At 61.9% G+C, this 22,302-nt stretch carries 23 protein-coding genes, 1 tRNA gene and 1 pseudogene; 15 read left to right on the forward strand and 10 right to left on the reverse strand.

The window, feature by feature from the left end:
* Positions 1-1,073: 1,073 nt before the first annotated feature.
* Positions 1,074-2,144: a hypothetical protein gene (locus MLB1_RS03755; RefSeq protein ID WP_180748363.1), complete on the forward strand. Its 1,071-nt coding sequence runs from the start codon at positions 1,074-1,076 to the stop codon at positions 2,142-2,144.
* Between the two features lie 164 nt (positions 2,145-2,308).
* Positions 2,309-2,599, forward strand: a complete 291-nt coding sequence (locus tag MLB1_RS03760) for a hypothetical protein (protein WP_147378914.1) — start codon at positions 2,309-2,311, stop codon at positions 2,597-2,599.
* Positions 2,600-2,698: 99 nt separating this feature from the next.
* Here the strand turns inward: MLB1_RS03760 and MLB1_RS03765 are convergent, their stop codons facing one another.
* The gene (locus tag MLB1_RS03765) at positions 2,699-3,787 is read right to left on the reverse strand and encodes a hypothetical protein (protein ID WP_180748364.1); all 1,089 of its coding nucleotides are present in this window, start codon (positions 3,785-3,787) and stop codon (positions 2,699-2,701) included.
* 184 nt (positions 3,788-3,971) lie between these two features.
* Between MLB1_RS03765 and MLB1_RS03770 the strand changes: the two genes are divergently transcribed.
* The 12 genes and pseudogenes from MLB1_RS03770 to MLB1_RS24230 all read left to right on the forward strand — a co-directional run.
* On the forward strand, positions 3,972-4,286 hold the full coding sequence (locus MLB1_RS03770; protein WP_074325525.1) for a hypothetical protein: 315 nt from the start codon (positions 3,972-3,974) through the stop codon (positions 4,284-4,286).
* Complete coding sequence (locus MLB1_RS03775) at positions 4,283-4,501, forward strand: hypothetical protein (RefSeq protein ID WP_074325526.1); 219 nt, start codon at positions 4,283-4,285, stop codon at positions 4,499-4,501. The genes MLB1_RS03770 and MLB1_RS03775 overlap by 4 nt, the downstream gene beginning before the upstream one ends.
* On the forward strand, positions 4,498-4,830 hold the full coding sequence (locus MLB1_RS03780; protein WP_219602547.1) for a hypothetical protein: 333 nt from the start codon (positions 4,498-4,500) through the stop codon (positions 4,828-4,830). The genes MLB1_RS03775 and MLB1_RS03780 overlap by 4 nt, the downstream gene beginning before the upstream one ends.
* On the forward strand, positions 4,827-5,018 hold the full coding sequence (locus tag MLB1_RS03785; RefSeq protein ID WP_180748366.1) for a hypothetical protein: 192 nt from the start codon (positions 4,827-4,829) through the stop codon (positions 5,016-5,018). The genes MLB1_RS03780 and MLB1_RS03785 overlap by 4 nt, the downstream gene beginning before the upstream one ends.
* Positions 5,019-5,202: 184 nt before the next feature.
* Positions 5,203-5,511 carry a hypothetical protein gene (locus MLB1_RS03790; RefSeq protein ID WP_180748367.1) on the forward strand — a complete coding sequence of 103 codons (309 nt, stop codon included), beginning with the start codon at positions 5,203-5,205 and terminating at the stop codon, positions 5,509-5,511.
* Entirely contained in the window at positions 5,508-7,724 is a 2,217-nt protein-coding gene (locus tag MLB1_RS03795; protein WP_180748368.1) for a TraM recognition domain-containing protein, read from the forward strand. The genes MLB1_RS03790 and MLB1_RS03795 overlap by 4 nt, the downstream gene beginning before the upstream one ends.
* 131 nt (positions 7,725-7,855) lie before the next feature.
* Complete coding sequence (locus tag MLB1_RS03800; RefSeq protein WP_255485581.1) at positions 7,856-8,716, forward strand: replication-relaxation family protein; 861 nt, start codon at positions 7,856-7,858, stop codon at positions 8,714-8,716.
* On the forward strand, positions 8,713-9,306 hold the full coding sequence (locus MLB1_RS03805) for an MT-A70 family methyltransferase (RefSeq protein ID WP_180748370.1): 594 nt from the start codon (positions 8,713-8,715) through the stop codon (positions 9,304-9,306). The genes MLB1_RS03800 and MLB1_RS03805 overlap by 4 nt, the downstream gene beginning before the upstream one ends.
* Positions 9,307-9,399: 93 nt before the next feature.
* Positions 9,400-9,723: a hypothetical protein gene (locus MLB1_RS03810; protein WP_180748371.1), complete on the forward strand. Its 324-nt coding sequence runs from the start codon at positions 9,400-9,402 to the stop codon at positions 9,721-9,723.
* A 139-nt stretch (positions 9,724-9,862) separates the two neighbouring features.
* Positions 9,863-10,348, forward strand: coding sequence for a helix-turn-helix transcriptional regulator (locus MLB1_RS03815; RefSeq protein ID WP_255485582.1), 486 nt, complete (start codon positions 9,863-9,865; stop codon positions 10,346-10,348).
* Between the two features lie 56 nt (positions 10,349-10,404).
* Positions 10,405-11,037 carry an ImmA/IrrE family metallo-endopeptidase gene (locus MLB1_RS03820; RefSeq protein WP_180748372.1) on the forward strand — a complete coding sequence of 211 codons (633 nt, stop codon included), beginning with the start codon at positions 10,405-10,407 and terminating at the stop codon, positions 11,035-11,037.
* Positions 11,027-11,941, forward strand: a pseudogene (locus tag MLB1_RS24230) (recombinase family protein); the annotation flags it as partial. The gene MLB1_RS03820 and the pseudogene MLB1_RS24230, both read left to right, overlap by 11 nt.
* Positions 11,942-12,199: 258 nt before the next feature.
* Here MLB1_RS24230 and MLB1_RS03835 read toward each other — a convergent pair.
* From MLB1_RS03835 to MLB1_RS03870, 8 genes are all read right to left on the reverse strand, one after another.
* Positions 12,200-12,391, reverse strand: coding sequence for a hypothetical protein (locus MLB1_RS03835; protein ID WP_180748373.1), 192 nt, complete (start codon positions 12,389-12,391; stop codon positions 12,200-12,202).
* A gap of 57 nt (positions 12,392-12,448) precedes the next feature.
* On the reverse strand, positions 12,449-12,631 hold the full coding sequence (locus tag MLB1_RS03840) for a hypothetical protein (RefSeq protein ID WP_180748374.1): 183 nt from the start codon (positions 12,629-12,631) through the stop codon (positions 12,449-12,451).
* Between the two features lie 178 nt (positions 12,632-12,809).
* Positions 12,810-12,885, reverse strand: a tRNA-Ala gene (locus MLB1_RS03845).
* 57 nt (positions 12,886-12,942) lie between these two features.
* Positions 12,943-14,166, reverse strand: a complete 1,224-nt coding sequence (locus MLB1_RS03850) for an MFS transporter (protein WP_180749676.1) — start codon at positions 14,164-14,166, stop codon at positions 12,943-12,945.
* A 67-nt stretch (positions 14,167-14,233) separates the two neighbouring features.
* Complete coding sequence (gene pgm / locus MLB1_RS03855; RefSeq protein WP_180748375.1) at positions 14,234-15,868, reverse strand: phosphoglucomutase (alpha-D-glucose-1,6-bisphosphate-dependent); 1,635 nt, start codon at positions 15,866-15,868, stop codon at positions 14,234-14,236.
* A 49-nt stretch (positions 15,869-15,917) separates the two neighbouring features.
* A complete protein-coding gene (locus tag MLB1_RS03860; protein WP_180748376.1) occupies positions 15,918-16,241 on the reverse strand; it encodes a YbjQ family protein in 324 nt (107 codons plus the stop codon).
* Positions 16,242-16,267: 26 nt separating this feature from the next.
* On the reverse strand, positions 16,268-17,803 hold the full coding sequence (locus MLB1_RS03865; RefSeq protein WP_180748377.1) for a carboxylesterase/lipase family protein: 1,536 nt from the start codon (positions 17,801-17,803) through the stop codon (positions 16,268-16,270).
* 43 nt (positions 17,804-17,846) lie between these two features.
* Positions 17,847-19,367, reverse strand: coding sequence for a carboxylesterase/lipase family protein (locus tag MLB1_RS03870; RefSeq protein ID WP_180748378.1), 1,521 nt, complete (start codon positions 19,365-19,367; stop codon positions 17,847-17,849).
* A 261-nt stretch (positions 19,368-19,628) separates the two neighbouring features.
* On the opposite strand from MLB1_RS03870, the gene MLB1_RS03875 reads away from it, so the two are divergent.
* On the forward strand, positions 19,629-21,086 hold the full coding sequence (locus MLB1_RS03875) for a DUF4185 domain-containing protein (RefSeq protein ID WP_180748379.1): 1,458 nt from the start codon (positions 19,629-19,631) through the stop codon (positions 21,084-21,086).
* Between the two features lie 2 nt (positions 21,087-21,088).
* Here MLB1_RS03875 and MLB1_RS03880 read toward each other — a convergent pair whose 3' ends face one another.
* Positions 21,089-22,282: a thiolase family protein gene (locus MLB1_RS03880; protein WP_180748380.1), complete on the reverse strand. Its 1,194-nt coding sequence runs from the start codon at positions 22,280-22,282 to the stop codon at positions 21,089-21,091.
* Positions 22,283-22,302: the final 20 nt, after the last annotated feature.

Genomic DNA, 22,302 nt, shown 5'->3' on the forward strand with positions numbered 1-22,302 from the left:
GGTAACCCACGGGCAGTCTGTGCGCAATGCGGAAGAGTTCGCAGCTAGACACACTGACACTACGTTCGTATTATTTGAAAGAGCAATCTATTTCCCCAAATCGTCTTCCAGGCCCCCAGGGCGAGCGCCGACCCCAGCGCAATAACCCTTATCAGCAACTTTGTGCCAACTATGCGGCAATCTCGATCAGTCGTGGTGCCTTACAGGCTCCATATAGACCGAGTCAAGCGCACGGTGTCGGGTGTTGCAGGAACATCACTGAACAGCGGCACTCCGCCGGAGGGCTCGTGCACTACGCAAGAGTTCGGTCGACGAGTGGCCTGACGCACATTGGAGCAGCTTCGTAAAACCGCAGGTCAAGGCTTGCTTTTGTGGAAACTCTGCTGTTAACTGGTGGTGATGGAACAACTGAATACAGCACCCGAGCCAGTGGAGCCACACGGCGATGGCGACCGCACAGAGAGAGTGTCGCGCCAGAACAGTTTTACAAGGGTGCTGAAGCGTGCGCTTCGATGGAGGTCCGATATGGCGAAGAATAAAGATGACTGGGCGGCCCTTGAGAAGGAATACACGCCTGCTCAGATCCGCATATTGCGTCGCGTCGCTAAGCACGGCTTGCGTGGGGCCTTGTATGTGCCCTCTCCCGAGAGTCTTACTACCTCAACGCATGTCGTGAAGTAGCGCTCGCCATAGTGCGCATTCACCGCGGGCCCACCGCCTGGGGCAATTGCAATGCCCTAGGTACTTACATGCGCAAACTCCAGGATGATTCGAGTTGGATAGTCCGCCGAGTTGAGACTGTCCACGTAGCGGACCTGTATCGCACGGATAGACATCTCACCATTGATGTGGACATAGAAGCAGCTTCACGCATGGCCGCGGAGTCGGGAATTCAAGTGCGAGACACTGATGGACTCTATGTGCCCGTTACGACCCTTCGGAAAAGCCTATTGACGGACCTGGATCTCCGCGATGCATCCGGGAAAGCGCTCCCATTGGCGACATCCGACCAAACTTCCCACTGCGCACAAGCACGCATACTCGCTTGCCTGGACACACAAGTTCGCGACAAAATGTCCAAAAACCTACAATACAAGCTCTACGACATCGCGAAGCAGATGCCAAAGGATACGGATGTGGCGATCCTGCAATCTTCAGAGCCAGACCAAAAAGTTGAAGCATGGGAACTCGATGACAGCTATGAGCCAACCGACGAAGGTATTTGGAAAGAATGCTTTCTAAATACCACCTTCAAGGCGCAGGTTATAGAGTCTACGTTATGGTTTTCCCCGCTCGCACGGATCCAACAGGACGGAAATCCTACCTGTTTGATAAAGATGACGATGCAAGATGTTGCTCAATGGGATGACGCGTTCCGTAGCTTAGCAACGCGCCTGAGTATCACCGAGTCACTTTATGCAACACCTGCTCCGAACGTGGGGAGAGCTGTTCGCGAGCACATTCGAGTTATCGCCCCGGCAGGGACGTTCTTTGTCTCAGCCGTGCTTGCATGCTCGCCAGCGGAAGAACCAGAAAATAAACTATCCGAGTCACTCCCGAAACCATCCGAAGAGTCCTTTAGTTCAAGAATCACACCCCGTATCGCCGCGTTATACACAGCGCATCGGGCTCCTCCTCCGGTAAATTACGATGCCTTATTGTTCCTTCGGCCCTCATTGAGGGGGTTCGGCTGGCCTGCAATAATCAGTGCATTGATTGCAGGCCTAATCCTGGGGCTTGGCAGCCTAGCCCAGCACTGGGGATTCTTTGATTCAGCCGGACGTGATCATTCCGATGCTGCCGTTGCCGTGCTGCTACTGGCGTCCACAGGGTTCGCTGCGTATCTAGCCAAGGAAGATGAACACGCTATTCGCTCACGCATGTTATTCGCACCGAGAGTGGCCGTTGCGATCACGGCCGCGTGCACCCTCGTCGCCGCCGCCCTTACCGCACTTACGGACCTTTCCCATGGGGTGCAGGCAATTATCTGGGCCTTCGGAGCGGGGTACTGTTTTCTTGTTATCTTATTTATCGGATACATATCCATTCGAACACATATAGATTTCAAAAAGACCGTATCAGAGAGCTCGATATCAAAGGAAGGTCCTATTGCAGACTTTCCGAAAAAAATTAGCCGTCGCTGAACACGACTAAAGAGCACCTCTGCCTATTGCAATTCCTGCCGTTTGTGTTTATATTGATATATATCGATATTCTCCTTATCGGTACATTCACATAGTTAGGCGAACCAGCCGCTACGCATGCATGCGGGACTCAAAATCAGCACCTTTCTATACTTGGAGGATTTATGAGTCCTAGCGATAAGAAATCTCCAGAAGATTCATATCGAGAATTGGCGTCTGCCGTCTTCGACGGTCTGGATTCACTGTTTCAGCCTGTGTTGAATGCTATTCGCAAGGCGAGCGATCTGAACCAAGGTTTGGCTGCGATGGATCGCTATGTTCCTGCGCAGCGTGACTTCGAAGTCAAATTCAGGGAATTAGAAGCAAGGCTCACCGAGATCACCGAGCGAAACGGTTATCATCATCAGTATCCGGACACTCCCCCAGGCTGGCCCGAGGGAGTATCAACCGACTAGCGCCAAATAAACTATGTGAACAACGCAGTACCCCGCCCTGTGCGTAGCGATGAACGCTCCGCTGCAAGGCGGGGTGTTTCATTTTGTGATCCTGACTATTTATTGCGGCCATTTCCATCCGATGAGCTGGCAGAGGCCAGGAACAAGATTGGTGAAGGTGTGCTGCATGGAACCTTCCCCATCAATGATGAGTGGTTCGCCGGTCAGGTCACTGGACGCCTGCATGGCTGTCCTGTTTTCACGCCACCACGCAATTGTTGGCATTGGGTGTGTGCTGAATTTGACCCGCAAGCGCGCTCTTTCTATGCGTGATTTTGGTGGTGTGCTGTAGATGATGAATGGATCGCAGGGCTCGGTGGAGTCGATCACGTAGCGCGTGGTGTAGGTAAGCGGTTCATCCCCAGGTTGAAGTACCCGCGACAGTTTGATTTTGCTTATCAGAAAGCCACTCGGATGTGGTTCCGAGGATTCGACGGTGCAGCCGTCGAGGGCTTCAATTTTCACTTTCTCGGGGTCGGTTCGCAGCCGGAATTTGACAGTACGGATTTGGCGGTTAGTGGCCTCGGCCTGAATTGTCTTGGAACTGGTTACTTCCTTGAGCACTTTGCCCTCGTAGCGTGACAGGCGGTCAACAAAAAGCACGGTGGATTTGGCGGTACTGGCCCCATCGGGGGCAGCGGGAACCGGCTGCATGCGGTCGTGGCCCGCGTGTGCGGCAAGGTCACGCAGTCTGGCCACCAGCTCGTTAATGCCATCTTTCTCGCGTCTTTTGACGGTGTCGGGGCTGACGCCTCTCAATTCCCCAAAGATGCGGCGGCGGTTATCGACTCCGTGCTCAGTTGTTGGCCCTAGCCGTAGCGCGTTGCGGTACGCCACGACGGTATCTATCTCGTCATCCCGTGTCAGGAGCGCTTCGAGGTATGCCTTACTGGCAGCGAGGTTATCTGCACTGTGCCCTCCGCTGGCAGCCAAGATGGCACGCAGCGCCGGGGTGTCGGCCAGCCCGCGCGTGCTCAGTCCTTCTGAAGTGCGCAGCGAAGTCAACTCGGCGATCAGAGCAGTGATTTCCCGATCCGTGTCAGGTGCACCGCCTGTGCTCTGTTGCTGCACGGGTTCTGCATCCCTGCCCTCAGATTGCATTTGAACCTCCCGGTAAATGCGCTGGTGAACGGCAATTTCCTGGGACATCGTTGGTGGTGTGATCAATCCCCATCCAAGGAGGTGACCAACCACCAGAACACCTGTCTCAGCAGGCTACGAGCATCCGGAGCGCTACGCGGGCAATTGCTCAAGATGCTTTACGGCCACGTCTCAGCGGCGACAACGCCCCCCCATCTGACGAACCACACACCACCAGTGAAGGAGCTATGCAATGTCCGACATCATCCCCCGCACCAGCCGCGCCATCTCCGTCCCGGACGGTTTCACTCGCGCTGAAGGCCGCGATCTCATCCGTGCCCAAAACAAGGAAATCGCCTACGGGCAGATCAAAGCCGTTCGTGTGCAGGCCGCAGGTTTTGTCGCCGCGGTTGGCGTGCAGGCAGTGGGCCTGGTCAGCCGCGAGGCCGCATTTCAGGCAGACGGCGATCCGGCGATCACCAACCGGGTCAACCACATCATCGACCAGCTCGCAGTGTTCGTGGGCAACGAGGTATCCCGCTTCGGGATGGATCGGTACCGGCTATGACCAGCATCCAGGCCGCACCCGGCGGTGACTGCGCAGCAGCCGTTGATGTCATCCGCAATCAGGCATTGGATCTGGCCTGCGGCGTAGTCAGCGATCTGCTCAGCGTGTGCGACAAGCACACCGCAGACGCGCCAGCTAGCAGCGAGCATGTCCGTGACTTGGCAGCCACCATCGCCCGCACGGTGCTCGATTGGATCGACAGGTGGCCATCATGACAACAACGATCATCTTCGCAGCGCAATGGCTGTGCTCGGGGATGTTGTTGGCCATCAGCTCCTTGATGGATTGGGCCGGCTACGACTGGTTGTCGACGCGCCAACAACACCGCCACTACGCACGCCAGCACCACGAGGCCGAGTTGGCCCGCATCGATCAACAGGCCGACGTATCCGTGCGGCGCATCGCCACCGCCTTCCATGCGGCCCAGCAGCGGGTTCGGGAGGAAGCAGCTCTGGTCGATGGATGGCGGGCCATCATCCGCCCCTGGCCCGAGCACACCGGAACGGACCAGCAGGTCACCACGCGGGAAGGGCAACCGGCATGACACCGATCACCGGATGGACCGACAAGCTCGTCAGCATGTGTGTCGGAATTCTGTTTGGTGCGTTCGTGCTCTATTGCGCGGTGCAGCTGATTGCGTCGATTTGGCCGTGGCTGGTCGCCATCGTCGGGGCTGGCGCACTCGTTGCCGTGGCGGTTGTTGTGTACCAAACAACACGCAATCGGTGGTAGTTAGAAGCGTTTTCAACTTCGATATGGGGTTGTCGTTTCGGTGTTGTAGTAATTGCAAAGCTGCTTGTCCATTGAGTTTTGACAATTCATAGTGAAATGCAGGTGCATTGCCGAAACGCAATGCCAGAGTGCGCCCGTCCAGGCGCAAGAAATCCATTAAACGAATTCGTCAAGGAGGTGCACTATGTCCAAAACCAATCGTCCTAATTACCGTCGTGCCGATCGCGAGGATCGCAGTCGCAGGAGTAGCCGCCGGGATCGCCGCATCGTGGTGCGCGGGGTGCGGCGCGATCCCCCGGATCTACGCAAGCTCGCACGTGCTGTCATCGCGTTGGCGATGGCGGAAATGGAAGCCGAAAACACCCCGGTCACCGAGGATGCACTGCCCATCGGGCAGAACGTCACCGAACAGCCTGACAAGGGGCAGCAGCCCGACGCCACCGAGCCTGAGTTGTCACCGGATGCCGCGGCAGATGACGGAGTGCGTCCATGACCGCTGCCATCGGGGCACCACAGGCTGCTGATGTGTTGGTGTGGCAGCAGGTGATTTGGCCGCTGCCGCTGCGTGAGTCTGCGGCGCTGGGGTTGGTGCGGCATTTGGCTGCCCAGCCCCATGCCCCGCAACTGATCGCCGAAACCCGCTCCGATGTCACCGGTGTGACCTATCTGCTGGGATGCCCTCTGCGCTATGCCGCCTCGGTGCGGGAAGTGGTGGAGCAGTTGGTGCGCGGTTCGGTGGTGGTGCCCTTTGAGGCCAGCGAGCGTGTCCCGGTGACGACGTCACGACGGGTGCAACTGTCCTCGAGCGTGCGGCCTCTAGAACCAGTTGATCCGGTGGCCTCCACCCGTTCGGTGCTGCATGCCCTGACCACTGTGGACAGGGGCGAGCAGCTCGTGATCCAGCAAGTACTCGGGCCACGCTTAATGCCCCGCACCCCACCGAACCAATCACCGGCAGCAGGCCAATCCGCGGTATCCAAACTGTGGACGGGTGTGGCACACGAGCGCGGTGCCGATGCCCGCCAGGCGCTTTCGAAGAAGATCGGCCAACACGGTTTCGCCGCCACAGTGCAGCTCGGGGTACAGGCCTCCACCTCGGAGCGTCGCCGCACCCTGCTACTCGGGCTGGCGGCAGCCTTCGGAACCGCCAATGCTCCGGGAGTACGGGTGCTGCTCAAACCTGACACCGCGCAGCGCCTGAACACTCCGAAACCATTGTGGTCGTGGTGGACTCGGGCCAATCACCTCACGGCAATGGAAACGGTACGCCTCTCGGGGTGGCCAGTAGCGGACCGCGACGACGAATCCCTTCCGGGACAGCCGCCCAAGCACCCCAAACCCATCCGTCCGTCTGCGGCGATGCTGTCTGGCGAGCAGGTGCTCGCGACCGCGAATGCTCCCGGCACCAGTGGGACGCTCGGGTACAACACTTTGGACCGGATGCGTCACACCTGGCTACTTGGCCCCTCCGGTACCGGCAAATCCACCTTGCTGCTAAATCTGATCGTCCAAGACCTCGAAGACAATCGTCCACTGGTGGTAATCGAGCCAAAAGACCTTGTCGCCGAAATTCTGTCACGGATACCAGCACATCGGCTCGATGATGTGGTGCTGCTCGATGCCCTCGATGAGGCACCCGTCGGCATCAACCCCTTGCAGCGGGTGGCCGGCGACCATCGATCACCAGAGGTGGTGGCCGATAGCCTGTTTGCCACCTTCAAAGCCCTATACCGCACCGGCAACAGCGATGGCCTTGGCCCTCGCAGCAGCGACATTCTGCGGCACTGCCTAACCCTCCTTGCGGGACGCTCCGATGCCTCACTGGTGATGTTGCCGCTGCTGCTGACTAACCCTGGCTTTCGCCGCTCGGTGACCCGTGGCGCCATGGCCTCCGATCCGTTCGATGCCGGGCCGTTCTGGCAGTGGTTCAACGAACTCTCACCGGAAGCTGCCGCCCAAGTCGTGGCACCGCTATCCAATAAGGTGCGGCCCCTGCTGGATCGGCACCTGCGAGCAGTCCTGGCCCAACGACAGCCACGCTTCAACATCCGCCAAGTCCTGACTGGGAAGAAGGTTCTGTTGGTGCCCTTGCAGAAAGGTGTGCTGGGGCCGGAAACTTCTGGGCTGCTGGCGGCGACGGTGCTGGGCGAACTGTGGCAAGCCATCCGCGAACGCACCGCCATCCCCGAGACGCAGCGTGATCCGGTGATGGTCTATGTCGACGAAGTCCAGGAATTCCTGAACCTGCCCACCGATCTCGATGACGCCTTAGCGACAGCCAGAAGTTTGAAGGCCGGGTTTCATTTGGCGCACCAATACGAAGGGCAATTGCCTCGTGCGATGGCCGAAGCGTTCCGCAGCAACGCCCGCAACAAGATCTGTTTCCAGCTGTCGGTCGCTGATGCTAGAACCATGGCCACCGGCCAAACCGTCCTCGCTGCTGAGGATTTCACCACACAACCGGCACACCACATCTACGCCAGCCTGATCCGGGACAACAGCATCCAACCGTGGGCATCGGGAACCACGTTGCCGCCACCGCCAGAGATCAGCGACCCTGCCGATATCCGGCAGCGCAGCCGCCAGCAGTACGGGAAGCCCCGCAGCGAGATTGAAGCCGGATTTGCCGCACTGCTTGAACAGACGACAACAGATTCGGGCAGCGAGGGTGCGATTTCCTCACGCCGGAAACGAGGGACATCATGAATGATTCTTCGAAAGACTCTCTGCCGCAGGACAACACTGACCACCGTTTCGGTAGTCGTATCGAACCGACTCAAAAATACGGTGTCACCACCGGCGATAGTGGTCTACGGGATACGAATGATGGTGCTCATTTGAGCACCACAACACGCGCCTCTGTCGGCAGGTCGGGCAACCGGCATCGCACCAGGGTTCGTGACCTGGGAGCAGTGGCCGTGCGTCTGAGTCAGCGAGACTGGGCGATCCTGAACTCTGTTGCCACGCACCGTTTCCTGACCGTGCGTCATATCCAGATTCTGCATTTCGGGGAGCTGGCACCCGGAGCGGCCCGACGCATCACCCAGCGAGTGCTGGCACGGCTGCGTCAGTGGCGGGTACTAGCCGCGTTACCGCGGCGGGTAGGGGGCACCGTGGCGGGCAGTGACGGATTGACTCACCATGTCGATGAGATCGGTTGGCGCCTCCTGCAGCACGGTTCTGGCCGGGTTCGCCGGCGGTTCAATGATCCGTCAACCCGTTTCGTGGACCACCAGCTAGCAATCGCCGATGCCCACACCGCCGTCGTTGTCGCCCAGCAGGCCGAGAAGCTGGAACTGGTCAGCTGCGATATCGACAGCCAGGCGTGGCGACACTATCTCGGGCTCGGTGGTGCCCGCCTGCAACTCAAACCCGATCTGTACCTGGAGACCTCTAGCCCACCAGCAAGTGACTACATCGACCTGTGGTTCATCGAGATCGACCGCGGCACCGAATCCATCCCCGTGCTCCTCGGCAAATGCCGCGACTACGTGACCTACTACCGCACCGGCAGCCACGGCAACGAATTCCCCCAAGTGCTCTGGCTCCTGCACGCCGCCACCCCCGAACGGCTCGACAACCGCCGCCAGGCACTAACCGCCGCTCTGGCCGCCGACAAGACCCTGCCCGCCAGCCTGTTCCAGATCCTCACCCCCGACCAACTCATCCCCACCATCACGAAAGGAGCCGCCCTATGAATAGCCCCACCCCCGAAGAAACACATCCCGTCCCGCAGAGGTACCGCACAATCCTGGCCGATCCACCATGGGACACCCACCAACGCGGCACTCGCGGTGCCATCCGGCACTACCCGCTGCTGTCGCTAGATCGGATCAAAGCCATGCCCGTTGCCGATCTGGCGGCAGATGATGCGCATCTGTGGCTGTGGGTCACCAACGCCACCCTGCGCGACGGCTACGACGTCATGACCGCGTGGGGATTCACCCCACGTTCGCCGCTGACCTGGTGCAAGCCGCGCCTGGGACTCGGAAACTATCTGCGCAACAGCACCGAGCACCTGCTGCTGGGCACCCGAGGAGATGCCCCGGTGCGGTTCCGTGCCCAACCCACCTGGCTGTTCGCTCCAGTGCAAGACCACTCGCACAAACCCGAAGAGGTCTATGGCGTAATCGAACGCCTCAGTGACGGACCGTATCTGGAACTGTTCGCCCGACGCTCGCGACACAACTGGCATGCCTGGGGCAACCAGATCGACTCCGACGTAGTGATTCCCGGCTACCCGGTGCCGTCCGACCGCGGGCGCCAGATACGGCAGCGACCCGCATGACGGGGGTCAGACGGATGTCCTCGTTGGTGTCCTGCGGCTGTACCTGTGACGGCACAAAGCCGTCACCAGCCGCTCGCACCAAGGAGGTACGACATGTCCACGCCAGAATCGGGTCTGAAGACCCTGGCTATCCGGCTCGACCCGGGAGTGCACGCGCAGCTGAGTTTCATCGCTCAATTGCGCGGGCAGACCATCAACGACGAAGGCATTGCCGCCATTGTCGATCACGTCCAGCGGGCCAAAAATGACCCGGAACTGCGGGCCAAAGCCGACAGCGCCCAAAAGGAGATCGAACGCGATGCGGCGGTCAAGAACGCCGCCATCGCCAGCATCTTCACCGACACCCCCACCGGCAAGACTGCGCCACCATCACGGGCGCAGTCACGCCGCACCGGGGACACCCCCACGGACAGCTGAGCACCTCCTGGCTGTCACACCGGACCGGGCAGGGGATCGCCGCAATGCGATCCCCACCCGGTGCGGTCACCCCCTCCACAAACACGTATCCGATAGCCATCCAATCGCTAAAGCCTTTACCGAAATATGTTTTATTACAATGCTTTTCGTATTTACGAAATACAAAATGGCGTTGCGAATTCACATAGAAAGGCGGTATAATAGTGAAAAGGTAATGGAGACAACAGAAATGAATACTGTCCAGCGCAGACAATTGGCCGCCCTCCTGAAAACCAGACGCACAAAGCTGGGTCTAGCGGCCAACGAAACCGCGCGGCGTGCAGGAATAGACCAAGCCAACTACTGGCATATCGAAGCTGGCCGGGTAGCCAAACCCGATGCGGACAAACTGCTTGCCATCGGTCACACCCTCGGCATCCCCGCCAGTGAACTGTTCGCCACCACCGGCTGGATGCCGCCAGCAGAACTGCCCGCGCTACGCCCGTATCTGCGCACCAGATACCACCTGCCGCCCGAAGCCCTGACCAAACTCGAAGCCTCCGTGCAAGCCATCGCGGGTGAATACGGCATCAGCATCGACCGAGGCCCGGCACACAGAGAAGACGAACACCCGCACACCCAGTAACAGTGCAGCAGAAGAGGTAACGAGCACCACCGCTCACCGGAAAGGAGGCACCCGCCATGCCCACGCGCCCAATCACGCAACCCATTCACCATCTGAGCGTGCTCGCACTGCTGCGGGCCTGCGTCCCGCCCCATGACAACATCACCTTCAACGAAGGACTGCAGATCGCCGAACGACAAGCCGCCAAACTCCTGGAATTACATAGCATCACAGACGGACCCGTCCCGGACTCCGTGATCACCGGCATACCGCACATCCGCATCATCAACACCACCCGACTCGGTAGCACCACCGTCGCCGACGGTGCCAGCATGTGGGATACCAACCAGCGCCGCTGGGTCATCCTGCTCAACCACGCCAACACCTTGCAGCGGCAACGCTCCACCCTGGCGCACGAGTTCAAACACATCCTCGATCACCCAATCGACAACCTGTACAAGGCAGCTCACCGATTGAGCAGCTCCCGGCAAGCCGAACACGCAGCCAATCACTTCGCCGGATGCCTGCTCATACCCCGCCAACTCCTGCACCGAGCCTGGCACAACGGCATCCAAAACCCCGCCGCACTCGCCATGCTGTTCCAGGCCAGCGAGCACGCCATCACCGTACGGCTCCACCAAACCGGCTTGGTGAAAAGCGCCAAAGATTTCAAATCAGCTAATTCACAGGAGGTTTCGTATGAGTTTTGACGACGACATCAGCGCCATCGATGCCGCGCTCGGTGGGTTCAACACCACCGGCGCATCGGCCCTCTCGGAGCTGCTCGGAGTAGATGAGTCCGTCCTGTATCTACGAGTTTCAAGCAAGAAGCAGATGGACACCGCCATCGACATCGACCCGGACGGCAATTCGATTGCCACTCAACGCGAATCCACCACACGTAAAGCCGTAAGCCTCGGCAGCCCGGTCGTCAAAGAATTCATCGAACCCGGCGTCTCAGCATCGACCATCAAAAACCGGCCCGCGTTCAACGAGATGCTGGCCTACCTACGCGACCATCCCACCGTCAAGTACGTCATCGTTTACGCCCGCTCGCGTGCTTTCCGCAACCAGGCCGACGCTGTCACCACCAAGATCCTCCTGGACAAACTTGGCATCAAAATCATTTCAGCCCGTGAAGACTTCGGTGAGGGCATCCACGCCGACATGATGGAAGTCGTCACCGACGCTATCAACGAAGCCCAAAACAAGCTGTCGGGTGAAGACATCAGAACAAAACTGCGGCACAAAGCCATCAACGGCGGCACTATCGGCCGTGCCCGCCTCGGCTACCTCAACACCCGTATCGAATTAGGCGGCCGCATGGTCAACACCGTCAGCATCGACCCCCAACGCGCGCCCCTAATTCTTAAAGCCTGGGAGTTGTATGCCAGCGGCGACTACTCCATCGACCGCCTGACCGCCACCATGGCCGACCTCGGCCTGACCGCCCGACCATCCCCGCGCTGGCCCCAAACCCGCCCCGTCTCCGACAGCAAAATGCAACAGATGCTGCGCGACCCCTACTACGCCGGATATGTGGTCTACAAAGGAGATATCTACCCCGGACGACACGAAGCCATCGTCGGTCAAGAACTCTTCGCCCAGGTTCAAGACGTCCTCAACGCCCGCAGTGCCCGTGGCCAACGCGACCGTATCCTGACCCACTACCTCAAAGGGGCACTACTTTGCGCGCGCTGCCACCAACACGGCAGAACCGCGCGCCTCATCTACACCGAAGCCACCGGCCGAAGTGGACGCCGCTACGGGTACTTCCTGTGCCGCGCCCGCCAAGACGGCCTCTGCGACCTGCCGTACCTAGCCGCTGAGCGAGTCGAAGACGCCGTCACCGACCACTACACCACCTTGCAACTACCCGAAAACTTCACCACCGAAGTCCGCACCCAACTCGACATCACCCTCGCCGACGAACAAGCCAACGTGCGCGAACTGCACACCAGCTTCACCAGACGACTCAAAGACCTCGATGAACGCGAATCCCGACTCATCGACCTCGCCGCCGACGGCAGTCTGCCCCAAAACAAGATCCGCACCAAACTCCACGAACTACATATCGACCGACAACGCATCGAAGCCAGCCTCGCGGTCACTGGCGAAGAACTAGCGGTAGGGGCGGCAGTCCTGCGTAACGCCCTGCACCTGCTGGCGAACCCCCAGCAGCTCTACCGCGACGTCCCGGACCAGGTTCGCCGCCACCTCAACCAAACCTTCTACCAGTGCTTCTACCTTGACGACTGCGAAGTCACCAGCGACACCAAGACACCACTTTTTGCTGAAATCCACGATGCTGTCCCGACCTACACAGCCAGCACACGCCACCAGAGCAGCCACAACCGAGCTACCAACCCCCATAAACACAAGAGCCCCGGCACTGCCGAGGCTCTTGGTGTTGTTTCGTCCCAAACGGACCGGCTCACCCTGACCGACATTGTGGCGGTCACGGGTTCGAGTAAGACCGTTATGGTGGAGCTAAGGGGATTCGAACCCCTGACCCCCACACTGCCAGTGTGGTGCGCTACCAGCTGCGCCATAGCCCCATGTTTAGTTGTTCGTGCTCGGACGAAGTTACACCACGGCGACGGGCTCTCAAAATCTCAGCGCTCCGGCCCACCGACATCCTCTGCTACTTCCTGCATACTCCTAACCTGCGGTGACGCAAGTCTCCCCAGTGTCTCGGGCGCAAAAATCCACGCCACCGCCGCGATCAGCGGCATCGCACCCCCCACCACGAACGCCCATCCATAGGACGCTTGCTCGACGATCACCCCGGCGACCACAGGCCCGATCACCAGACCGATATCCGAGGTCATCTGAAAACTGGCCAATGCCGTCCCCGCTCTCCCCCGACTGCCCACCACATCGGCCACCGCGGCCTGCTGTGGGGACGCATACAGCCCCGCGCCGATGCCGCCGACAAGCGAGAGCACGATGAGCACCGGCAAGGATGACGCAAAGCCCATCGCCACCACGGTGGACCCGCACACCACCAGACCGGCGACCACGAGCGGTTTACGGCCGATGTCATCGGACCACGACCCGGCCAGGAAGGCCGTGGACACGTCCCCGGCCGCAAATGCTGCGAATACGAGTCCGGCAGCCCCCGGCCGTTGATGCAACGCCTCGACCACGAACAGCGGCAATAGCGCACCGCGAATCCCGAAGATCGCCCATCCCGCACTGAAATTCGACATCAGCGCAGCGAGGAACGTCCGATGATGCAATGCGGACTTCAACGTCACCGGCGTCCGCTGATGATCATCGGCGACCTCCAGCAGCGTGGAGTGCCGCAATCCGAAGTAGACCAGCAAGACGACGACCACCAGCGCCGCGGCGTAGATGATGAACGGCGCCGAAAGGCTCAGCCCCACAACAGCACTGCCCACGGCGGGCCCAGCCACCATTCCGAGCAGGAAGCTCGACCCATACAGCCCCTGCGCACGCCCTCGAATCTCCTCGGGTGCGATGCGCACGAGCAGCGCCGCCGCCGACACGGTGAACATGGTGGAGCCGATGCCGCCGAGCGATCGAAACACCAATAGCTGCCAATAGCTATGCACAAAGGCACAGATGCCGGTGGACACCGCGACGATCAGCAGCCCGGTCATGTAGACCCAGCGCTCCCCCAGCCGCTGCACGAGCGCTCCGGCGGCCGGCGCGAACACCAACCGGAATGCCGCGAACGCGCTCACCACCGCAGTCGCCGCGGTCACGCTCACCCCGAAGCTCCGCGCATACTGCGGCAGCGCCGGCGCCACCACCCCAAACCCGAGCGCAATCACCAGGCTGGCGACAACCAGAATCCATATCTCCCACGGCAGACGCGGTTTGGCGGCTGCGACGCTGTCGGTACAGCCACTCAAAGGCAATGCTCTTCGCGAAAGCGGCTCATCGCCCAATCACCGCGGAGACGACCTCGCGCGCGGCATCCTGTACCTGCCTCAAGTGCTCGGCACCCAGATAAGATTCGGCATAGATCTTGTATACATCCTCGGTTCCCGAGGGCCGTGCCGCGAACCAGGCGTTTTCGGTAACAACCTTCAGCCCGCCGATCGGTGCGCCATTGCCGGGCGCGTTCGTGAGCTTGGCGACGATGGGTTCACCGGCCAGCTCGGTGGCGCTCACCTGCTCGGGCGAGAGCTTGCTCAGTATCGACTTCTGCTCGCGGCTCGCGGGTGCATCAACGCGGGCATACGTTGGGGCGCCGTACTTCTCGGTCAGCTCGGCGTACCGCTGCGAGGGCGTCGCCCCGGTGACCGCCAGGATCTCCGAGGCGAGTAGTGCGGCGATGATGCCGTCCTTGTCGGTGGTCCACACCGACCCGTCGCGGCGCAAGAAGGACGCCCCGGCGCTCTCCTCACCGCCGAAACCGATTGTCCCGCCGATCAACCCGTCGACAAACCATTTGAAGCCGACCGGCACCTCAAGAAGCGTCCGGCCCAGCCCCGCCACCACCCGATCGATGATCGACGAGCTCACCAGCGTCTTGCCCACTGCGGTCCCGGCGGCCCAGCCGTCCCGGTGGCTGAACAGGTAGTCGATGGCGACCGCCAGGTAGTGATTGGGGTTCATCAGCCCCGCATCGGGGGTCACGATGCCGTGCCGATCGGAGTCGGCGTCGTTCCCCGTGGCGATCTGGTACTTGTCCCGCGATGCCACCAGCGAGGCCATCGCGTCCGGTGAGGAGCAGTCCATCCGGATCTTGCCGTCGTGGTCCAGAGTCATGAACCGCCAGGTGGCGTCCACCAGCGGGTTCACCACGGTCAGATCCAGCGACCACCGGTCTGCGATGGCGGCCCAGTAGTCGACGCTGGCCCCGCCCAGCGGGTCTGCGCCAATGCGGATTCCTGCGTCCTTGATGACGTCGAGATCGACCACATTGACCAGATCGTCCACATATGTCTGCTGAAAGTCATACCGCTGCACGGATTTCAGCGCCTGTGCCAGTGAGACCCGTTTCACCGAACGCCATCCGGTACGCAGAATCTCATTGGCGCGCGCGGCGATCACACCCGTGGCGTCGGTATCGGCGGGGCCGCCGTGCGGCGGGTTGTATTTGAACCCGCCGTCTCGGGGCGGGTTATGCGACGGGGTGACGACGATCCCATCGGCTCGATCGGTCGGCGTGCCGCGATTGTGCCGCAGGATGGCGTGGCTCACCGCCGGAGTCGGCGTGTATCGGTCCCGTGAATCCACAGCCACCACAACGCCGTTGGCGGCCAATACCTCTAGCGCACTGGTCCACGCCGGCTCGGAGAGTGCATGGGTGTCACGACCGATGAACAGCGGCCCGGTGATGCCTTGCGAGGAGCGGTATTCCACGATCGCCGCGGTGGTGGCGACGATATGCGCTTCGTTGAAGGCGCCGTCGAGGCTCGACCCGCGGTGCCCGGAGGTCCCGAACGCGACCTGTTGCGCGACGTGCCCCGGGTCGGGTTCGATCGCGTAGTACGCGGTCACCACGTGGGCGATATCGATGAGGTCTTCCGGCTGGGCCGGCTGTCCGGCGCGCGCATTGCTCACCCGCCTGATTCTGCCCGGATCAGGTGAACCGTGTCTTACCGAATGGCCGCTATTGGAGGGGCTGAATACCGACGGCCGTCCCGTACGCGCACACCTCAACGCCCGTGTTGGCGTACTCGGTGGTCTCGAAACGGAACGCGACCACGGCATTGGCCCCACGCGACTCCGCCTCAGCCGCCAGCCGGGACAGTGCCTCCTGGCGGCTCTCGTGCAGCAACTGGGTAATGCCCTTGAGCTCACCACCGGCGATGGACTTGAACGAGGCGGCAAGGTTGGAGCCGATGTGCCGCGACCGCACGGTTAAGCCGAAGACCTCGCCGAAGACCGCGGCGATCTTGTATCCGGGAATGTCGTTGCTCGTCACGATGATCATGAGCCCAACGTACCGTCGCCCGTCGGCTATGCGATCGAGGCGACGTCCTGCCACAACGGGCGCCGATCCCCGTCGGGATCGCTCTCCAATCGCGAGGGGCTGTCGATGATCAACACCTGTCGGTCCGGCACCGTATACATGGGCCAGCCATCCCCCGGTGTTCCGCTGTGCGCGAATGACAGCCAACGCCTCTGCATCTCGTCGCTGACGGCGCGGGCGGCCGCCCGATCCCTACGTCCCGCCAGGAACGGTGCGGCCACGGTCCGGTAGGTGCCGAACACAGCAAGCAGTTCGATGGCGTGGGTGGGGCCCAGTCCGTAGCGGCGCAGCGCCCTCGTCGCGTAGTCGTATCGGTAGAAGTACGCCGGGGCGTACCGGCCGTGCGCCTCCGCGACACGCCATGCCGCCGAACCGAACGCCAGATCTCCCGCCAGCTGCAGGAGCGCCTTCTCCGACGGATACCCGTCGTAACCGGCGACGATGCGCTGGACGAACTCGGGCCCGCCCTTGGACAGGGAGTGCTCCAACGCCTCCGGTGTGATCGGCAGGATCTTGAGCATCTTGGTGAACAGGGTCGCCTCTTCGGCGTTGTACCCGATGATCAGCGGAACACGATGCGACTCACCGCGTTCCATCGCTTCGACGGGGTCGAGCGGCAACACGTCGCCGTCGATGCTGGGCCCGATCCGCAACGACAGCCCCGGTACATGTTTGGCCGATCCGATGAGCCGGAACAACGCCTTCACCAGCTGCTGCGGTTTCGCGGACAGCACGGTTTCGGCCGCGTTCGAATCGCCGGCGCCCAAGTACTTCGCGAACTGGCGCGCATTGACAGCTGCATCCTCGGCGCTGACCACCAGGCCGGTGGCGGTGCTCTGGCAGATCGCCCGGTGGAACAGCCCGGCGGCCGACGGCACGGCGAGTAGCGTGTTCACGGCGTGTGATCCGGCGCTCTCGCCGAAGATCGTCACGTTGTTGGGATCGCCGCCGAAGGCGCCGATGTTGTCGCGCACCCATTGCAGCGCCAGCACCAAATCGCGCAGGTACAGATTGCTCTCAATGGTGTGCTTCTCATCGGACAACGACGAAAGGTCCACGCATCCAAGGCCGCCCAGGCGGTAGTTGACCGAGACGTACACGCATCCCTGCCGCGCCAGGCTCGCCCCGTCATACAGCGGAGTCGCCGAGCTGCCCAGAAAATACCCGCCACCATGGATAAAGAACATGACCGGAAGAGGCCCACTGATCGGCCCCTCGGGGGCGACCACGTTGAGGGTCAGGCAGTCCTCGCTGAGCTTTTGGGGCTTGCCGGGCAGGATGATGGCGTAGCGATGCTGCTGGATGGAGGCGGCACCCCAGGTGCGGCACTTGCGCACCCCCGTCCACGGCGCAGCCGGGCGGGGCGCACGCAGACGTAGCGGGCCCACCGGCGGTTCCGCGTAGGGAATCCCACGGAAGCGGTGCACGCCTCCCCGGGTGAATCCTTCGACCGTGCCGTTAGCGGTATTGATACGAATAGCGCGTCTCAAAAAGGACCCGGGCGTGCGGGGCGTCGTTGCCATCGACACATCCTAGGTAACCAACCGGTTGGCCCACAATGGTGGATCAGAGAGTGAGACTGAATCCGTCCCATGCGGCTCGTCGGGTCGCCTCCGGGTCCAGCTCCACGCGAGTGGCATGGTCGAACACCATCACGGCCCGATCCGGAGGTTCATAGGTGGGCCAGCTGTCACCCGGAATTCCACTGCGCGCGAACGCAAGCCAGCGTCGTTGTACATCGTTGCTGACCCGCACGGCGTCGCGACGGCCAATCGCCCCCGCCATCACGGTGCCCATCGCGCCGCGGTAACTATCGAACACGGCGAGCAGTTCTGTGGCATGTGTGGCGCCCATACCGGCCATTCGAAGCGCCCCGGGCGCATAGTCGTAGCGGTAGAAGTACACCGGCGCGTACCGATGGTGCGCCTCGGCCATTTGCCAGGCCGCGGTGGAAAAGTTCATGTCGCCGGCGAGCTTCACCCGGGCGTGACGCGCGGGGAACCCGGGATAAGCCGCCACGATGCGATCACGATGGGCGGCCCCACCCCGCATCAGCATTCCCTCGAGCGCGGCTTCAGACAGCGGCATCATCTTGAGGACCCGCGTGAACAGTTTGGCCTCGTCGGCATTGTGACCGACGATCAACGGAACACGATGCGCTTCACCGTGTTCCATCGCCTCGATGGGGTGGCGGGGCAGGTAGTTGCCGTCGATGCATGGGCCGATCGCAAATGACCCGCCCGGCATGTTCTCCACGATGTCGGCGATAAGCGCGTTGAGCGCCGCGCCCAACTCGGCGGGCGTCGACTGCAGCACGGTCTGTGCGGCCGTCTCCGGTGTGGCACCAAGGACTTGTGCGAACTTCTGCGCGTACAGAGCCGCCGACTCAGCGGGCACCGCCATACCGCTGGCGGTGCTCTGGCAGATGGCGCGGTGGAAGAGGCCCCCGGCGGCGGGCGTGGCCATCAGGGTCTCAACGCAGTGCGCCCCGGCGCTTTCCCCGAAGATCGTCACATTGCCCGGGTCGCCACCGAATGTCGTGATGTTGTCGCGTACCCACTGCAGCGCCAGCACCACATCACGCAGAAACAGGTTGCCCTCAATGAGGTGGCTGGTGTTCGACAAAGACGACAGGTCCATGGCACCCAGTGCACCCACGCGGTAGTTCACCGATACGTAGACGCACCCACGCCGAGCCAGGGAGCCACCGTCGTACAGCGGGGTCGCCGAGCTGCCCAGCAGGTACCCACCGCCATAGATGAAGAACATGACCGGCAACGGTTCGTTGGAGGGCCGATCGGGTGTGACGACGTTGACCGTGAGGCAATCCTCGCTGGCTCGCTGGACGCGTCCCGGCCCCAACACCCGGTAACGGCGCTGCTGCGGGGCCGCCGCGCCGAATTCGGTGCAGTCACGCACTCCGTCCCACGCCAAAGCCGGCTGAGGTGCACGCAGACGCAGTAGCCCGATCGGGGGGCGGGCATAGGGAATGGACCGGAAACGCCGCACACCGCCCCGTACGAAGCCTTCGACGATTCCGTTGGGAGTGGTCACGCGGACAGTGGGCGTCTTCGACCCTGAAGCCATGGGAGCCAAGATAGCTGCCCACGGGGTCGACGGCAGTGCCCATACAGGAAATCCAGGCAATTCGTGAGCAGCGGCACCACCGGCGACTGATAACTGATCACCGCCTCCAGAAATCCACCGGCGCCAGACTGCTCGGTTTCGACGCGGTCACGGGAACATACCTATCGATGCACCAGTAGCCACATTGGCCTCACCAGCCACTATCGTCACGGAAGTCTATTGCTGACGTCGATATGGCGTCCTGCCCCGGGAAGGTCCGACATGTCGCCGCGTCGCCGTATCTCCGTGGTCTTGCTGACCTCGGTCATTATCGGATCAAGCGTTGCGATCGATGTCGCGCCCTTGGCCTCTGCTGATCCCTGCACAGGCCCCGCAGCAGGGCTCCAGCCGCCGACTCCGGTCCCCGATGACGGTATGCCCGGCCAGGCGCCCCCGATCGGGCGCCGGCCCGTCAACGCGAACGACAAGGCCCCCCTGCCCGAACTGGGCAAGCTGCCGCTGGCCATCCTCAAGCAGGTCCTGCCCCAGCAGAGCGCTAAGAAAAAGCCGGGGTGGGCCCAAGAGCTGGCACGGCCGGCCCTGCCCAATCCTCCCGAGCCGGGCAACCCGTCCCAGAACAACCTGCAAGATCAGCAGGCCGCAGCGCCGGCGCCCGCCGTCGGCCCGTCCGCCGAAGCCGCCGTCTCCCCCTCAACCTCCGTCGTCGGCTGGGTCACCGGCGTAGACACCGGCGCCAACACGCTTCAGAAGTTCAGCATCTCCGGAACCGACCTCGGAATCATGTGGGACAACGGCGATTCGGCCGGCCATCAGGTGCTGATGGCCTTCGGCGATACATACGGATACTGCGGAATGAAGAGCCAGCAGTGGCGGTACAACACTCTGCTGCGCACCCAGGACAAGTCACTCTCGCGCGGACTCGCGGTGGCGGAGGGATCGACCTCGAACCCGTATTCGGGTTCCCCGCAGTCGCGCCCGGGCTACTCCAAGCAGATCATTCCGCCCATCAAGTGGGCGGCCCAGGAGCGCGGCATCATCCCGACCGCCGCCGTCTCCGTTGGGCGCACCCAGTACATGAACTACATGTCCATCAAGAGCTGGGACAGCGCCGGCGAGTGGACCACCAACTACTCGGCCACCGCGGTGTCCAACGACAACGGACAGAACTGGAAGACATTCCCGCAGAGCGTTCGTCCCTCGTCCCCGGATGCCATCAGCCAGGTCCCGTTTAGGGCGGGAAATGAGAACTTCCAGCAGGCGGCCTACGTGAAGGGTACCGACGGCTTCATCTACATCTTCGGAACACCTTCTGGCCGAAGCGGATCCGCCTTCGTATCGCGCGCATTGCCCGCAAACCTGCCCGATGCCGGCAAGCATGAGTTCTGGAACACCGATAGGGGCTCTTGGGTTCCCGGCGATCCCAATGCCGCGACGCCCATCATCTCGGGCCCGGTGGGCGAAATGTCGGCGCAGTACAACACATACCTCAAGAAGTACCTGGTGATGTACGGGGATAAGTCCGGCGACGTCTTGCTCTCGACATCGCCTGCTCCACAGGGCCCCTGGACCCCACCGCAGGTCCTCGTCACCGAGGCGCAGATGCCGGGCGGCCCGTACGCGCCGTACCTGCATCCGTGGACGACCGGCAAGGAACTGTACTTCAACCTGTCCCTATGGTCGGCGTACAACGTGATGTTGATGCGCACGACGTTGCCGTAACGCTACAGCCGTTCGATGATGGTGGCGTTGGCCAAACCCCCTGCCTCACACATGGTTTGCAAGCCGTAGCGGCCGCCGGTCTGCTCCAGCACTGAAATCAGCGTGGCCATGAGCCGACCACCGCTGGCTCCGAGCGGATGCCCGATGGCAGTGGCCCCGCCGTTGATGTTGACCTTGGCCAGATCCGCGCCGGTCTCCGCCTGCCACGCCAGTACCACCGAGGCGAAGGCCTCGTTGACCTCGAAGGCGTCGATATCGGCCAGTGACAGGCCTGCGCGGTCAAGGACTTTCGCGGTCGCAGGGATCACTCCGGTGAGCATGTACAGCGGATCGTCGCCCACTACCGCGACCGAATGCACCCGGGCTCGTGGCGTGAGGCCAAGGCGTTTTGCGGTCTCGCTGGAGGTGATGAGCACCGCCGAGGCCCCGTCGTTGATCGGCGAGGAGTTGCCCGCGGTCACCTTCCAGTCGATCTGCGGGAAGCGCTGCTCCCATAACTCGTTACGGAAGGCGGGCTTGAGCCCGGCCAGGACCTCGACGGTGGTCGATGGCCTGACGGATTCGTCGCTGGTCACCTCGACCAGCTCGCCGTTGATATTGGGAACCTTGAGCGACACCACATCGCGCGTGAATCTGCCCTCCGACCACGCCTGCGCCGCGCGACGGTGACTCTCGGCCGCAAAGGCATCCAGCTGCTCACGAGACAGCTTCCATTTCGCGGCGATCAGCTCGGCACTGATGCCCTGCGGGACAAGCCCTTCCGGATATCGCTTGGCAACCTCGGAGCCGAAGAAATCCTTACCCAGGCTTTGACTGCCCATCGGCACCCGGCTCATCGACTCGATGCCGGAGGCAATCACCACGTCGTAGGCCCCGGCGATAACTCCCTGTGCAGCGAAGTGGATTGCCTGCTGACTGCTGCCGCACTGTCGGTCCACGGTCACCGCGGGAACCGTCTCGGGCAATCCCGCGGCCAGGGCCGCCCACCGGGCGGTGTTTGAGCTCTGCTCCCCTACCTGCCCGACGGCGCCACTGATGACATCGTCGACGAGTGCCGGGTCGATCCCGGTGCGCTCGACGAGCGCGCGGATGGCATGCGCGTGCAGATCGACCGGGTGCACTCCGGACAGCGACCCACCCGGCTTTCCCTTACCGACGGGAGTCCGCACCGCGTCGACGATCACTGCATCTCTCATGGGTCTGCCTCCTGGATTCA

It is taken from the genome of Mycobacteroides sp. LB1 (genome assembly GCF_013449725.1).
Lineage (GTDB): Bacteria > Actinomycetota > Actinomycetes > Mycobacteriales > Mycobacteriaceae > Mycobacterium.

Excerpts from the sequence above, each read along its gene's own strand:
- MLB1_RS03755 (WP_180748363.1), top strand. The coding sequence starts at position 1,074 with ATGTCCAAAAACCTACAATACAAGCTCTACGACATCGCGAAGCAGATG.
- MLB1_RS03760 (WP_147378914.1), top strand. The coding sequence starts at position 2,309 with ATGAGTCCTAGCGATAAGAAATCTCCAGAAGATTCATATCGAGAATTG.
- MLB1_RS03765 (WP_180748364.1), bottom strand. The coding sequence starts at position 3,787 with ATGTCCCAGGAAATTGCCGTTCACCAGCGCATTTACCGGGAGGTTCAA.
- MLB1_RS03770 (WP_074325525.1), top strand. The coding sequence starts at position 3,972 with ATGTCCGACATCATCCCCCGCACCAGCCGCGCCATCTCCGTCCCGGAC.
- MLB1_RS03775 (WP_074325526.1), top strand. The coding sequence starts at position 4,283 with ATGACCAGCATCCAGGCCGCACCCGGCGGTGACTGCGCAGCAGCCGTT.
- MLB1_RS03780 (WP_219602547.1), top strand. The coding sequence starts at position 4,498 with ATGACAACAACGATCATCTTCGCAGCGCAATGGCTGTGCTCGGGGATG.
- MLB1_RS03785 (WP_180748366.1), top strand. The coding sequence starts at position 4,827 with ATGACACCGATCACCGGATGGACCGACAAGCTCGTCAGCATGTGTGTC.
- MLB1_RS03790 (WP_180748367.1), top strand. The coding sequence starts at position 5,203 with ATGTCCAAAACCAATCGTCCTAATTACCGTCGTGCCGATCGCGAGGAT.
- MLB1_RS03795 (WP_180748368.1), top strand. The coding sequence starts at position 5,508 with ATGACCGCTGCCATCGGGGCACCACAGGCTGCTGATGTGTTGGTGTGG.
- MLB1_RS03805 (WP_180748370.1), top strand. The coding sequence starts at position 8,713 with ATGAATAGCCCCACCCCCGAAGAAACACATCCCGTCCCGCAGAGGTAC.
- MLB1_RS03810 (WP_180748371.1), top strand. The coding sequence starts at position 9,400 with ATGTCCACGCCAGAATCGGGTCTGAAGACCCTGGCTATCCGGCTCGAC.
- MLB1_RS03815 (WP_255485582.1), top strand. The coding sequence starts at position 9,863 with ATGCTTTTCGTATTTACGAAATACAAAATGGCGTTGCGAATTCACATA.
- MLB1_RS03820 (WP_180748372.1), top strand. The coding sequence starts at position 10,405 with ATGCCCACGCGCCCAATCACGCAACCCATTCACCATCTGAGCGTGCTC.
- MLB1_RS03860 (WP_180748376.1), bottom strand. The coding sequence starts at position 16,241 with ATGATCATCGTGACGAGCAACGACATTCCCGGATACAAGATCGCCGCG.
- MLB1_RS03865 (WP_180748377.1), bottom strand. The coding sequence starts at position 17,803 with ATGGCAACGACGCCCCGCACGCCCGGGTCCTTTTTGAGACGCGCTATT.
- MLB1_RS03870 (WP_180748378.1), bottom strand. The coding sequence starts at position 19,367 with ATGGCTTCAGGGTCGAAGACGCCCACTGTCCGCGTGACCACTCCCAAC.
- MLB1_RS03875 (WP_180748379.1), top strand. The coding sequence starts at position 19,629 with ATGTCGCCGCGTCGCCGTATCTCCGTGGTCTTGCTGACCTCGGTCATT.
- MLB1_RS03880 (WP_180748380.1), bottom strand. The coding sequence starts at position 22,282 with ATGAGAGATGCAGTGATCGTCGACGCGGTGCGGACTCCCGTCGGTAAG.